Source organism: Methylobacterium sp. CM6247 (genome assembly GCF_054817925.1).
Genome location: NZ_JBTXKX010000003.1, coordinates 5,369,966 through 5,383,094, shown reverse-complemented (window position 1 = coordinate 5,383,094; position 13,129 = coordinate 5,369,966). Strand labels below are relative to the sequence as shown.

Annotated in this window: 9 protein-coding genes; 3 read left to right on the top strand and 6 right to left on the bottom strand. The window is 64.6% G+C overall.

Going from position 1 to position 13,129, the window contains the following annotated elements:
• Positions 1-112 precede the first annotated feature (112 nt).
• Positions 113-2,185: a M3 family metallopeptidase gene (locus tag ACYQOP_RS26485; RefSeq protein WP_461225126.1), complete on the top strand. Its 2,073-nt coding sequence runs from the start codon at positions 113-115 to the stop codon at positions 2,183-2,185.
• A gap of 1 nt (position 2,186) precedes the next feature.
• On the opposite strand, the gene ACYQOP_RS26480 is transcribed toward ACYQOP_RS26485, so the two are convergent.
• From ACYQOP_RS26480 to ACYQOP_RS26470, 3 genes are all read right to left on the bottom strand, one after another.
• Positions 2,187-3,977: a hypothetical protein gene (locus ACYQOP_RS26480; RefSeq protein ID WP_461225124.1), complete on the bottom strand. Its 1,791-nt coding sequence runs from the start codon at positions 3,975-3,977 to the stop codon at positions 2,187-2,189.
• A gap of 110 nt (positions 3,978-4,087) precedes the next feature.
• Positions 4,088-5,962: a flagellar hook-associated protein FlgK gene (gene flgK / locus ACYQOP_RS26475; RefSeq protein WP_461225122.1), complete on the bottom strand. Its 1,875-nt coding sequence runs from the start codon at positions 5,960-5,962 to the stop codon at positions 4,088-4,090.
• Between the two features lie 37 nt (positions 5,963-5,999).
• The gene (locus tag ACYQOP_RS26470) at positions 6,000-7,349 is read right to left on the bottom strand and encodes a flagellar hook protein FlgE (protein WP_461225120.1); all 1,350 of its coding nucleotides are present in this window, start codon (positions 7,347-7,349) and stop codon (positions 6,000-6,002) included.
• A gap of 243 nt (positions 7,350-7,592) precedes the next feature.
• Between ACYQOP_RS26470 and ACYQOP_RS26465 the strand changes: the two genes are divergently transcribed.
• Together ACYQOP_RS26465 and ACYQOP_RS26460 are read left to right on the top strand one after the other, a co-directional pair.
• Complete coding sequence (locus ACYQOP_RS26465; RefSeq protein ID WP_461225118.1) at positions 7,593-8,060, top strand: BLUF domain-containing protein; 468 nt, start codon at positions 7,593-7,595, stop codon at positions 8,058-8,060.
• Positions 8,061-8,115: 55 nt separating this feature from the next.
• Positions 8,116-8,568 carry a response regulator gene (locus tag ACYQOP_RS26460; RefSeq protein ID WP_056431165.1) on the top strand — a complete coding sequence of 151 codons (453 nt, stop codon included), beginning with the start codon at positions 8,116-8,118 and terminating at the stop codon, positions 8,566-8,568.
• A gap of 20 nt (positions 8,569-8,588) precedes the next feature.
• Here the strand turns inward: ACYQOP_RS26460 and rsmA are convergent, their stop codons facing one another.
• From rsmA to ACYQOP_RS26445, 3 genes are read right to left on the bottom strand one after another with little or no spacing between them, the layout of a single operon-like run.
• Complete coding sequence (gene rsmA, locus ACYQOP_RS26455) at positions 8,589-9,425, bottom strand: 16S rRNA (adenine(1518)-N(6)/adenine(1519)-N(6))-dimethyltransferase RsmA (protein ID WP_056431163.1); 837 nt, start codon at positions 9,423-9,425, stop codon at positions 8,589-8,591.
• Positions 9,422-10,441, bottom strand: coding sequence for a 4-hydroxythreonine-4-phosphate dehydrogenase PdxA (pdxA, locus tag ACYQOP_RS26450; protein WP_419951813.1), 1,020 nt, complete (start codon positions 10,439-10,441; stop codon positions 9,422-9,424). Before pdxA ends, rsmA begins: the two co-directional genes overlap by 4 nt.
• 48 nt (positions 10,442-10,489) lie before the next feature.
• Positions 10,490-13,129 carry an LPS-assembly protein LptD gene (locus ACYQOP_RS26445; protein WP_311275077.1) on the bottom strand — a complete coding sequence of 880 codons (2,640 nt, stop codon included), beginning with the start codon at positions 13,127-13,129 and terminating at the stop codon, positions 10,490-10,492.

Here is a 13,129-nt window from a genome sequence, read left to right as displayed (position 1 = left end):
CGTTGAAAACCCGAGTGACACCGTGGCGAAAATGCCGACGGGACTCTTTGCGCTCGCTTGCCGGGATGACTAGGTTCCCCCGCATAGGCCCGGACGACACCGAAGGACGACCATGACGAGCGCAACCGCCACCGAGACCCGGGACATCGGACCGTTCGCCGAGGCCGTATGGGACACGCCGTTCGGCATTCCGCCCTTCGAGCGGATCCGGCCGGAACATTATCTGCCCGCCTTCGAAGCCGCACTCGACGCGCATGATGCCGAGATCGCCGCCATTGCCGGCAACACCGAGCCGGCACGTTTCCCCAACACCGTCGAGGCCCTGGAGCGCGCCGGCCTCGATCTCGACCGCGTCGCCTCCGTTTTCTTCAACCTCAGCGGCAGCAACACCAGCCCCGAGCTCCAGGCGGTGGAGCGGGCGATCACCCCACGCCTCGCGCGCCACGGCAGCGCGATCTATCTCAACCCGCTGCTCTGGGCGCGGATCTCCGCCGTCGATCCGGATGCGGAGGCCCTCGGCGACGAGGAGCGCCGCGTGCTCGACCGCTACCGCACGCGCTTTCGCCGCGCCGGTGCCGATCTTGCCGCTGAGGCGAAGACCCGGATGGCGGAGATCGCGGGGCGGATGGCTGAACTCGGGACCACGTTCAGCCAGAACCTGCTGGCCGATGAGGGCGCGTTCATCCTCCCCCTCGACGGTGAGGAGGATCTCGCCGGGCTCCCCGAGTTCCTTCGCTCCGCTGCCGCCAGCGCCGCCAAGGATCGGGGCGGCGAGCATGCGCACATCATCACCCTGTCGCGCTCACTCATCGAGCCGTTCCTGGTGTTCTCGACCCGGCGTGACCTGCGCGAGAAGGCCTATCAGGCTTGGATCCGGCGTGGCGAGAGCGGCGGCGCCACGGACAACCGGGCCATCATCGCCGAGATCATCGCCCTCCGCGCGGAGCGGGCCCGCCTGCTCGGCTTCGACAGCTTCGCCCATTTCAAACTGTCAGACACCATGGCGGGCTCGCCCGACGCCGCGATGGAATTGCTGCGCAACGTCTGGACGCCGGCCCATGCCCGTGCCGGCACCGAGCGCGACCGCCTGCAGGCCCTGGCCACGTCCGAAGGGGCCAATATCGCCCTGGGGCCGCATGATTGGCGCCACTATGCCGAGAAGCTGCGGCGGGCCGAGCACGATCTCGACGAGGGCGAGATCAAGCCCTACCTGCCCCTCGATGGTGTCATCGCGGCCTCCTTCGACACGGCTTCGCGCTTGTTCGACCTGCGCTTCGAGGAACTCACCGACTTTCCCCGCTACCACCCCGATGTGCGGGCCTGGGTGGTGCGCAATGCCGACGGGTCCGAGGTCGGCATCTTCCTCGGCGATTATTTCGCGCGGTCTTCGAAGCGCAGCGGTGCCTGGATGAGCGCCTTCCGCTCACAGGAGCGGCTCAACGGCACCATCACGCCGATCATCGTCAACGTGATGAACTTCGCCAAGGCGCCGGAGGGTGAGACACCGCTGCTCTCCTTCGACGACGCGCGCACCCTGTTCCACGAGTTCGGCCATGCGCTCCACGGCCTTCTCTCTGACGTCACCTATCCGCTCCTCTCGGGCACGGCGGTGGCAGGTGATTTCGTGGAACTGCCCTCGCAGCTCTATGAGCACTGGCTCGAACAGCCTCAGGTCCTACGGGCCCATGCCAGGCATCACCGCACCGGCGAGCCGATGCCGGAGGAGTTGCTGAAGCGCCTCTTGGCGGCGCGGGCCTTCAACCAGGGCTTCTCCACCATAGAATACACAGCCTCGGCCATCGTCGACATGACGCTGCACCTGTCGAGCGGCGGCGAGGACGGGCTCGATGTCCTGGCCTTCGAGGCCGACGCGCTCCAGCGCATCGGCATGCCGGCGGAGATCTCCATGCGGCACCGCTCGCCGCATTTCGCCCATATCTTCTCCGGCGACGGTTATGCGGCGGGATATTACAGCTACCTCTGGTCCGAGGTGCTCGATGCCGACGCTTTCGACGCGTTCCGCGAGGCGGGCGATATCTTCGATCCCGAGACGGCGGCGCGGCTGCGCAAGTTCGTCTACGGCGCCGGAAACCTGCGCGATCCCGGTGAGGCCTACATCGCCTTCCGCGGCCGCCTGCCGAGCATCGATCCGCTGCTGCGCAAGCGCGGCTTGGCGGCTGCCTGATTCAGGAGAGGTAGTTCGTCAGCGTCAGTTTCGAGAGCATCGAGGTCACTTGGTAGCTCGCCTGAAGCTGGTTCTGGAGTGCCAGGAGCTTCGCGGTGACTTCCTCGAGGGAGACCGTATCGACGCCGTCGAGACTGTCATGAAGGGCGGCCCTGGCGGCGCGGTTGTCGGCCTTCGTCTCCGTCATGGTCTTGGCCGCCAGGCTGAGATCGCTGGCGATGGACTGTATTCCCTCGCGCCCGGCGGTGGAGGTGAGGAGCGAGCGTGAACGTTCCGAGACGGCGAGGTAGCGTGCCGCCTCCGGCGTTCCGGTCTGCGTGGTGGTGAAGCTCTGCACCGCGACCTGCGCAATCCCGGCGAGGACCGCGCGGATCGGCGCCTCGTTGGCCTGGGCTCCGATTCCGATCTTCCGGTCCGAACCGATCTGCACCGACGCCGTCGCCCGTGGATCGGTCGAGGTATCGTCGCCGGTGTACCATATGACGGTCGTGGTGCTGGCCCCTTCCGCGTAGCCGTTCCCTTCCGCCGATACGCGGCGCGGTGCAAATCCCTCGGTCTTCGACCCGGCGAAGAAATCCTGGGTGGCGCGCGACGCCGAACTCGCCGAGAGGGTCGTCCCGGCCGTCTCCTTCAGCGCGTTCGACAGGGCGGTCGAGATGTTGGCCGCGACGTCACCGGTCAACGAGAACTCGGTGGTGGACTTCGCATCCGCATTCGCCTTCGCGGTCAGCGTGATCGTCTGCGTGGTACCGTCGCGAAGCGCGAGCTTGAAGGTCAGCGTGTCACCCGCTGCCGGAGGGGCTTTTACGGCCAGCTCCACCGAGGCCGGCGTGCCGGTGCCGAAATTCGCGGCGAGCCCGAGGGAGGCCTTGCCCTGGATGCTGGCAACGGCCTGGTTCTCGAATCTCTTGGTGAGGGCGGCGGCGGTGTCGGCGGCAGTGCCGAGCGGAATCGTATTCGTGGCGTCCGCCGGAGGATTGGCGGTAACGATCAGGTCGGTGAAAGTCTGGGTTCCGTCGGGCTGGTTGATCGCCACGCGAATGCGGTCGCCTTCCGCCGGCGCATTGGCCACGGAGAAGGTCACGGCCGGATTCGTGCGCGCCGTCATCGGCCCCGCCGTGATGGCCGCCGGGTTCGAGCTGGCCGCAGAGACGAGGCTGAAGCCGAAATTCGCTCGTGCTTCCGTGCCTCCCGCGCCGAGATCCTCTTCGCTGACCGTCACGGTGGAGCCCGACACGCCCGTGGCGATGCGGCCATTGCCATTCGGACCGAGGTCGGCGGCGATCTGTTCGCTCACCACGGTCTTGAGGCCGTCGAGGTTACGGCTGGGTATGCCGTTGAGGATCGCATCCGACGAGGCGACGGGCGGAGCGTCCGAATCGCGACCGCCGAAGATGTAATTGCCGGCGACGTCCTGGTTCAAGGCGTCCACGGCGGCGTCCAGGCTGTTCCTGGCTACCTGCACGGCGTTCGAACCGGACGCGATCGACCCGTTATTCAACGAACCCTGGACGATGCCGCTGAGGTTGGAGAGCTGTGTCACCGCCGAACTGGCGACGGTCACCCGCGTCGTGTTCGCGTTGATCGCGGCATCGTAGCCATCGAGCGCGCTCAGCGAGGCGTGGGCAGAGAGGCTGGTGGTTCGCGCCGAGCCAATGCCGCCATACGTCTCCGCATTGCGTCCGGTGGTGAGCTGGGCCGTCAATGTTTCGAGGCGCGCCTTCTGGCTGACCAGATTCGCCGTGTTGCGGTCCTGGAAATAGGTGCCTGCCGTGAAGGCGCTGATCGTCATCGTGACCTCGGCGAAAGGGTCTTCACGGGTTTGACCGATGAAAGACGCCGGAGAATTGACCCGAACCGTGGAAACCACGTTTCGGAAGAACCGGATGCCGGAACGAGGCTCTAGATCCGGAGGAGCGTGTCCAACATGTCGCGCGCGGCCGTGAGGACGCGGGCATTGGCGGTATAGGCCGTCTGCAATCCGACGAGCTTCGACATCTCCTCGTCGATCTTGACGCCGGATGTGCTCGCGAACCGGCCCTGGGCCGTGGCAAGGGCGATGCTCTGCCCTTCGTCGAGAAACTGTGCGGTCGCTGTGGCGGCGCCCTGGGCGTCGATGATCTTCTGGGTGAAGTCCTGAACCGAGGTCGTGAAGGGGGCGCTGATGCCCCCGATCCCGCTCGCCGCCGAGAAGGTCCGACTGGTGGTCGTGAGCGCGTCGTAGAGGTATTGCGGTCGCGTTACGTCGTCGGCCGGAGTGGATGACGACATCTTCACCAGCGATTCGGTCTTTGCCGCCACCGCCGGGTTCACGGCGATGCGTTGGGCAAAGCCCGTCAGCTGTGAGCCGCCATCGAACGAGCCGGTGAAGAGGCGGGACTTGCCACCGCCATCCACGAAGAGCGCGATCTGCGGCTGGCCGTTCGTCACCTCATCGGCCGTTTTGGACTGGGTGACGCTCGCGCTGATCCCTTGGATCGTCGTGGTCCCGTTCGCCGGGGCTAGGATCCTGACGCCACCTTTGCCGACCGTGGGGTTGGAGGAGACACTGAAGGGCGAGCCGAGGGCGGCTGCGATCTCGGTGCCAAACTTCGCCGGGTCGCTTCCCACCGTGAACGGGACGATGGTCGCCAGCGGGTCGGTGACATCGGTCCGGTTCACGGCGGCGGGCGGAGTCAGGTTGGACGGAACCAGGATCAGGTTGCGCTGGGCGCCGTTGGCGTCCTTGAGGCTGATCGTGATGGCATTGCCGGCGCTCAGGCCGGTCAGGTCGATGTCGAATCCCGCCCCGCCCGCCGCCGTCGCAGGCGTGCCCACCACCGAGCTATCGGACAGCGACCGCGACAGGCCCGCCGCGAGATCGTCGAGCTGGCGCTGGGCCTGAGGCAGAACCGTATCGCGCAGTTCGATTCCAGCAGCCAGCGAGCCCGAACGGATCGCGTTCGAGGCCACCAGATCGATCGTTCCGCCGCCCGGCGTGGTCGCCGTGATGGTTCCGACGCCGCGCTGAGCGGGGTCCGCGGAATAGCTGTCCTCGGGGCCGAGCGTGCCGCGGCCGTCGAAGCTCAAAGTCGCCGCGCTGGCCCGGTCCACCAGGGTCATGCCGGAATTAGTCATGACCGTGACGGTCCCGTCGCGCTGCACCGAGGCCTGCACGTCGAGATAGCCGGAGAGGGAATTGAGGGCCTGGTCGCGCTGATCGAGCAGGGCGACCTTGGACCCATCGTCGCTGGTGGCCGCGATCTTCACGTTGAGTTGGGCAATGGACGAGAGCAGGCCGCTCGCCGCCGACGTATCGTTGGACAGCTGGCTCTCGGTCGCGGTGCGCAGGGATTGGACCCCCTCCGCAATGCTTCCGATCTTCGTCGCGAGGTTCGATGCCGCCGCGACCACGGCGGAGCGGGCAGGCGCGGAGTCCGGGGCAGCGCCGAGGGTCTGGAGCGACAGGGTGAAGCTGTTCATCACCCCGTCGAGGGCGCTCGTCGTGCCGGGCGTGCCGTAGAGCTTGTCGAGCTGGGTCCGGACGTCCGCCATCATGCCCGTATAGGCCGCGCCAGACGTCTCCAGCCGCAGCTGCTTCAACGAATTCTCGTCGAAGACCCGGTTGATCGTGCCGATGGCGACGCCGGAATTGCCGGGCCCCTGCGCGACGGTGTCGAGCGAGCGCTTGACATAGCCGGTGGTACCGACATTCGCGATGTTCTGCGAGACGATGCCGATGGCGGCCTGAGTGGTCTTCAGGCCGGCCGCGGCCGTGTTCAGGGCTGATAACGACACGCTTGCCCTCCCTCTACGTCACCGGAAAAATCGGACCTCAGCGGATGATGTTGATCAACGCGGACATCATATCCTGCGCGGTCGAGATGACCTTCGTGTTCGCAGAATAGGCCTGTTGGGTTACGATCATCTTCGAGAATTCACTCGCAATGTCCGTATTCGACTGCTCGATGTTTTGACCTTCGATCGTGGTGCCGTTGAGGCCCGTGACTGGGACTCCGGAGTCAAGGGTCTGACGATAATTGCCTGACGAATCCGCCTTCAGTCCATCGGGGTTTGTGAACTGCACCACCTTGATCTTTGCAACAGAGACAGTATTTCCGTTGCTATAGCTTGCGACAACATCTCCGCCTTCGGTGATGTAACTATCCTTAAATGTACCCGATGTAAATCCATCCTGTTTGAGCTCAGACATTGCTATGTTTTTCGCGCCGAAGGATGACAGCCCTTCGCCGTAATTGATAGCAATAGGTTCGAGGTTAACGCCATCAATCGTCGGCGCTGCGAGCGTAATGGAACCTGTATCTGGGTTCACAAGCGTTCCGCCCGCATCGAATTCGAAGGCCGTTCCTGCATTCGTCCATGACGACTTCCCTGGGGCAACCGTAGTGTCGTTTGCATAGAATAGATTCCAAACCGCGTTCTGGGGGGCGGCTGCGTCTTGAACTTTCGCCCATACTGTATTTAGTTGTACAGGTGCTCCGCTGGCTGAGTATATCTGCAGCATTGGGCCTGTAATGCTGCCATTTATGAGTTTATCTGCATCGGTACCCGCAGCAACAGTTCCATTTCCGTTGCCCGTCAGGATAATCGGGCTAGCTGTGCCAGAAAATGTCGTTCCAACCAAAGTGTTAGCGGGATTTTTTGGAAGATCCGCTGCATAGCTGATCGTGCCCGTTGCTTTGCCAGGGATTGGCCGTTGCGAAATCTGGATAGGGCCTTCGCTCCCGGCGTTGCCTGTGATGGGGTCGATATTGGTTCCTGTCAGATAAGCTCCTCCGCCATTACGCAGATAGCCTTCTGAGTCTGTCTTGAAATCGCCTCGGCGCGTATAGAGATTTTCCGGCGAGAACGAAGTCTGACCATTGACGTCGCTGGCCTTCGTCTGCACGGCGAAGAATCCCGGCCCGTTCAGGGCCATGTTGGTCGGTATCTCGGTCGCGATGATGTTGCCCTGGATCGAGTTGGTCAGGACGGAATTGGCCCTGACGCTGCCGGAGACCTGACGGCTGGGCGCCTGCTCGGCGACGAGGTCGACGAAGCTGGTATCGACGCGCTTGAAGCCCGTGGTCTGCGAGTTCGCGATGTTGCCGGAGATGTTTTCCAGAGAGAAGCCCTGGGCCTTCATGCCCGAGACCGCCGTCTGCAGCGCGGAAAACACATCCATGACCGGCAACCTTTGTTGAAAATGACGTGGACCGAAACTGGTTCATGCCATCATCCGCAAGCGGGATGCCAAATCTAAGCCATTGAAATAACGAGATAATATTTATGTCCGGCCGGCAAGAATGGCCTTTTCCCCGAGGCACCCGGCAGCTTTTGCCGGTTCCGTAAAAGCTTGGCGCATCGTTTACCCAGCGTTATGCCTGTGCCGATTATCATCCAGCCGTGAGCGCAACGGGCGGGGATCATGAAGAGCAAGCGGACGACCCTTGTCCACCTCATCTACTTCTCCCGCCTGAATCTCGCGGCGGACGCGGCAGGCCGGACGCGTCAGCTCGGCGAGATCACCCGTCAGGCTCAGAAGAAGAACGAATTTTCGGTGATCACCAGTTTCCTACTGGTGGAGCAGAATTTCGCCGCCCAGATCATCGAGGGCGAGCGCACCTCCGTGAACGACACGTTCGGCCGGATCAGCAACGACACCCGGCATCGCGACGTCCAGATCGTCGAGTGGCGCGAGATCGTGAAGCGGGAATTCGTTAACTCGTTCGTGACCGTCATCCGCAACCCAGCGAACGACGCGATCTTCCAGAAGGCCGGCTTGCTGCCGATGTTTCAGCGCGGCACGCCGAAAGCCGGGGTCATCCATTCTCTCGCGGTTGCGCTCCAGGCCGAATCCATGGCCAAACAGGGTATCGACCATCTTTTCGTCTGATATTCCATCTCAGCCTTCCTGACGTCGGATATCCGACCCTGAGCTTCGAAAGCCCATGAGCGAGACGCCACCGATCCTGATTGTCGACGATCAGGAGAAACTGTTGAAGCTCGTCATCCTTCTGATGACGCGGATCGGTTTCCCCGACGTCGATGGCGTGACCAGCGGCCCCGACGCGTTGGAGCGGCTGCGCGAGCGCAAATACGCCCTGGTCATCTCGGATCTGGCCATGGAGCCGATGGACGGGCTGACATTGCTGCGCGAAATTCGCGGTGACGATGCTCTGATGAACACGCCTTTCATCCTCACCGAAGCCTCCTTCGATTTCGAGGACATCAACCTCGCTCACCAGGCCGGCGCAGACGCCTTCATCCTGAAGCCGTTCGATATGTCGGTGCTGAAATCGAAGCTGAAACAGGTCATCAACCGCAAGCCGCGCCGCCGCGAGGCGCCGCTTGCGGCCGAATCCGCCTTGAACGTCGATTTCCCGATGCTCGGAAAGTTCTGAGCGGCCGAGCGTCGGCGCGATCAGTCCAGCGCTCGCGCCATCGCGACGAAGCCCGCCACCGGTACTTCTTCCGCTCTAGCCGTCTCCACAATTCCCGCCGCGTCGAGCAGGCGCGCCGGGTCGGGGGTGGCGGCCTTCAGGCTCTGGCGTAGCATCTTGCGGCGCTGACCGAACGCCGCGCGCGTCACTCGTTCGAGCGCCGTCACCGAACAGGGGAGGGGCGTGTGCCTCGGCCTCAAATGGACCACGCTCGATGTCACCTTCGGTGGTGGCACGAAGGCCGAGGGCGCCACGTCGAACAGGATATGCGCCTCGGTGCGCCAGCCGCAGAGAACGCCCAGGCGTCCGTAATTCGCACGGTCGGATTCGTCCGCGACGATCCGTTCAGCCACCTCGCGCTGGAACATCAACGTCAGGGATTCCCACCAGGGCGGCCATGACGCTTCGGTGAGCCACCCGGTCAGCAGCGGTGTCCCGACATTGTAGGGAAGGTTGGCGACGATCCGCACCGGCCCGTCGCCGACGAGGGGGCGCGGGTCGAACCGAAGCGCGTCGGCATCGACGACATCGAGGCGCCCGGGGTAATGCGCGGCGATCTCGGCGAGGGCGGGGAGGGCGCGCGGATCGCGCTCGATCGCCACCACGCGGGCGGCGCCCGCCGAGAGGAGGGCACGCGTCAGGCCGCCGGGGCCGGGCCCCACCTCCACCACCGTGACGCCCTCGAGCGGGCCGGCCGCGCGTGCGATGCGGCCGGTGAGGTTGAGGTCGAACAGGAAGTTCTGTCCAAGCGCCTTCTTCGGCGCGAGGTCGTGTTTCAGCACGACATCGCGCAGGGGCGGGAGACCGTCGTCGCTCAAGAGTGCTGACCTGCAAGTCTGGCGGCAAGGCGCAGGGCGCCGATGAGACTGTCCGGCCGCGCGATGCCCTTGCCGGCGATGTCGAAGGCCGTGCCGTGGTCGGGGGAGGTCCGAATGAAGGGCAGGCCGAGGGTGACGTTCACGCCGTCGTCGAAAGCGATGGTCTTGATCGGGATCAGCGCCTGGTCATGGGTCGGTGTCAGCGCGACATCGTAGGTCGCCCGGGCGCGGGGATGAAACAGCGTGTCCGCCGGAAGCGGGCCCCTGATATCGATCCCCTCGTTCTGGAGTTGCGCCACGGCGGGTTCGAGCACGTCGCGGTCCTCCGTTCCCATCGTGCCGGCCTCGCCCGCATGCGGGTTCAGCCCCGACAGGACAAGGCGCGGATGAGCGATTCCGAACCGCTCGGTGAGGTCGCGCGCCACGATCCGCGCGGTCTGGACCACGAGGTCCTGGGTCAACAGGTCCGGCACTCGGCGCAGGGCGACGTGAATCGTCACCGGGACCACGGCGAGCGTTTCGCTCCACAGCATCATCACTGGAAGAGGCGCGGCTTTCCCGGGCTCCACCGCAAGGGCCGCGAGGAACTCCGTATGGCCGGGATAGGCGAAGCCGACGCTGGTCAGGACGTATTTCGCGATCGGATTGGTCACCAGGGCGATCGCCTCGCCCGACCGGACCAGACCGACCGCCGTCATGATCGATTCGAGGGTCGCGCCGGCATCCGCCGCACTCGGTCGTCCGGCCACGGCGCCGACCCGGGTGCCGCTCGGCAGGGGCATCACCGGGAGTGCGCGGGGAAAGACCTCGACTGCGAGATCGGGGCCGACCTCCGCCACCGGAACCTGAAAGCCCAGGCTGCTCGCCCGCCCCTCGATGAAATCGGGATCGCCGATGAGGAAGAACGGCGGAAGCCCGGCCCCTTCGTCCCGGGCCAGCCAGGCCATGAGAGCGATCTCCGGACCGATACCGGCCGGATCGCCCATCGTGAGCGCAATGGGTCTATGCACCGTCATGGCCTGTTTCGTCGCCGAATGAAGGCGAGACCGGGCTCTCGCCCAATCTCACCGGGTCGCCGCGATGCCGTCGGCCGTGCTCGCGATGTTGACGTTCTGGCGCAGGTCGACTTCGCCGAGGGTCTTCAACTCGACGCGCAGCAGCACGGTGCGGTTGCGCTCCGTGACGCCGAGGGCCGCAGCCGTCGGAGAGACGATGTAGTTGAGCGAGAAGGTGGTGCACTCGTCCTGATAACCGCCGCCGATGCTCAATCCGGCGAGGTTGGCGCGGCCGGGATTGGTATAGACGGGCGCCGCGCCGACGGGATTGGCGAGATAGGACGTGTAGGCGTTGGCGAAATTATCGCGCACGTCGAGATAGTGCGTGAGATCGACGAGGGCCGAGCCGGTGACGAACCAGTTCGGGGTGATGTGGTAGGTCGCCGACGCGGTCAGGCCTTCTCTGCGGTTGTTGAAACCGAGCAGGGGCTGGGCAGCGTAGTAGGAGTAGAACATCGACAGGTCGATGGGCGCGAAAGGCGCGAGGCGCGCGATGACGCCCGTCTCCATGCGGTTGACGGAGAAGTCCCGCTGTTCGAAGCGCGCGCGGCTGACGAAGCTGATGTTCTGGTTCGGCGACAGCTGGAACCGTCCGACATAATCGGATTCCCGACGCTCGAGGCCGGAATCGAGGCCGACATTCGCGAGGTCGCCGCGCCGGAACGAGTTGACCCCGGCGACCTGGATGGATTCGCCGAACATCACGTTCGCGTACCAGCCCGACGGCGTCACAACCGAGTATTGTGCGCCGAGATTGGTGCGGACGCCGCCCTCGACGCGGTCGTAGCCGGAGAACTTGTCCCATTCGAACAGCGACGTGTCGTCGAAGACGAGGCTCTGCGCGTCCTCGTTGGGCAGGCGGCCGATATGGGTCTCGCTCGGACGGATCACGACCTGCGCGATGGGTTCGAGCGTATGAACGCCGAGGGGGCCGAAATTGCTCACGAAGGGATAGCGGTAATCGAGGCCCACCGCCGGCATGACCCTCCCTGAAAAATCCGAATCCGTGGTGCTGATCGTCTGCGCCAGGGCGTTCTGATAGCCGGAATTACGCGGGTCGACGAAGAAGGCGTCGGTGCGCAGATAGGCGAAGGGCGTGAACACCTGGCCGGCATCGTCGATGAAGGTCCGGCGCCATGACAACTGCGCCGATGCGCGCGTGTTGCTGCCCGCCAGGCCGCGGATGATGCAGGTGCTGCGCGTGAAGGTGGTGCAGGTTTCGTAGAGCGAATAGGTCGTCCCGTTGACCGTGGGGTTGAAGTAGTAGGAGCCCGTGCGCGGGATCGCCTGGAAATCCGTGGCCTCGCGGTCGAGATGCGTGATGTTTGCCTCGAAGCGCACTTCGCCGCCGAGGAAGCCGGGACCGTTGATCCGCTTATCGTAGTCGATCACCGGAGCAACGATCGGCTGCTCCTTCTGCCAATCGTAGCTCGACAGGCCCTTGAAATAATACGCGCGCGCCTCGAACCACGAGCGGTCACCCTGACCGATCAGGTAGGCCGTCGACACCGCTTCACGGAAGTAATCCGTGGTGATGCTCGAATTGCGAACGCGGTAATTGTCGAGGAACCATTTGTCGGTGACGCCGACGACGTCCCAGCCGGTGCGCCAGCGGTCGTTGATGTAGAAATTACCCTTGGACTCGATCGAACCACGGAAGTCGCGGTCCCCCGCGCCGAGAGGGCCCGGAAGGAAGGCGCTGGGCGTCGTCTGGAAAATGCCGGTGGCGCGAATGGTATAGGAACCGGTCTCGAGCCGGTGACGCAGTTCGCCCTGGCCGAGAATTCCCTGCTCGCTCAGGAAGGAGGGCGACAGGGTGATGTCGAAATTGGGCGCGACGTTGATGAAGAACGGCGTCGAGATGCCGGTGCCGAGCGCGGTGGAGTTGATGAAACGCGGCGTGAGGAAGCCGGTCTTGCGTTTGACCGTCGGATCCGGCGCCTCGAAATACGGCAGATAGCCGACGGGGATGCCCGCGATCTCGAGGGTCGATTCCTCGAACCCGATGATGTGGGTTTCGTTGTTGTGGATGATCTTGGCGGCGCGCACCTGCCAGAGCGGCGGCGTTTCCGGGTTGTTCTTGCACGGCTCGCAAGCTGTGTAGGTGCCGGATTCGAAGGTCGTCTGCTCGCCGTCCACCCGCTCGCCGCGCGGCGCGGAGAAGCGCGTCCGCACCGGCTGGCCCCGCATTTCGACGGTCTGCTGAATGCGCAGGGCATCGACGAACCCGTTCCGGAAATCGTCCGTCAGCTCCATCGTATCGCCGGTCACGACCGCGCCGGTCTCGTCGGTGAGACGCACATTGCCTTCGGCGAAGACGCGACTGCTGGCCCGGTCGTAGCGGACACGGTCGGCCTGAAGGGTACGCGGGCCGTAATGAAGCTCGGCATTGCCGCGCGCCGTGACGGTGTTGTTGTCGTTGTCGTAGATCAGCTCGGCGGCTTCGACGAGAAGCCGCTCGGCCGGCTTGCCCGTGGGGGCAGGCGCGGGCTGCGCGGCGGCCTTGGGCGGAGTAGCCTTGCGGGCCTGGCCCTTGTCGCTTCGACCGGTCGCCTGCGCGCTCGCTCCATCGGTGCCGAGCGTGAGCGCGGCGCCGGAGACGAACGCCAGCAAGCCGGCGAGCTTCGCGATGTCGGAGACTTTACGCAA

Coding starts and splice junctions, on each gene's coding strand:
- pdxA (WP_419951813.1), bottom strand. CDS start 10,441: ATGACGGTGCATAGACCCATTGCGCTCACGATGGGCGATCCGGCCGGT.
- ACYQOP_RS26480 (WP_461225124.1), bottom strand. CDS start 3,977: ATGACGATCAGCGCCTTCACGGCAGGCACCTATTTCCAGGACCGCAAC.
- ACYQOP_RS26485 (WP_461225126.1), top strand. CDS start 113: ATGACGAGCGCAACCGCCACCGAGACCCGGGACATCGGACCGTTCGCC.
- ACYQOP_RS26465 (WP_461225118.1), top strand. CDS start 7,593: ATGAAGAGCAAGCGGACGACCCTTGTCCACCTCATCTACTTCTCCCGC.
- ACYQOP_RS26470 (WP_461225120.1), bottom strand. CDS start 7,349: ATGGATGTGTTTTCCGCGCTGCAGACGGCGGTCTCGGGCATGAAGGCC.
- ACYQOP_RS26460 (WP_056431165.1), top strand. CDS start 8,116: ATGAGCGAGACGCCACCGATCCTGATTGTCGACGATCAGGAGAAACTG.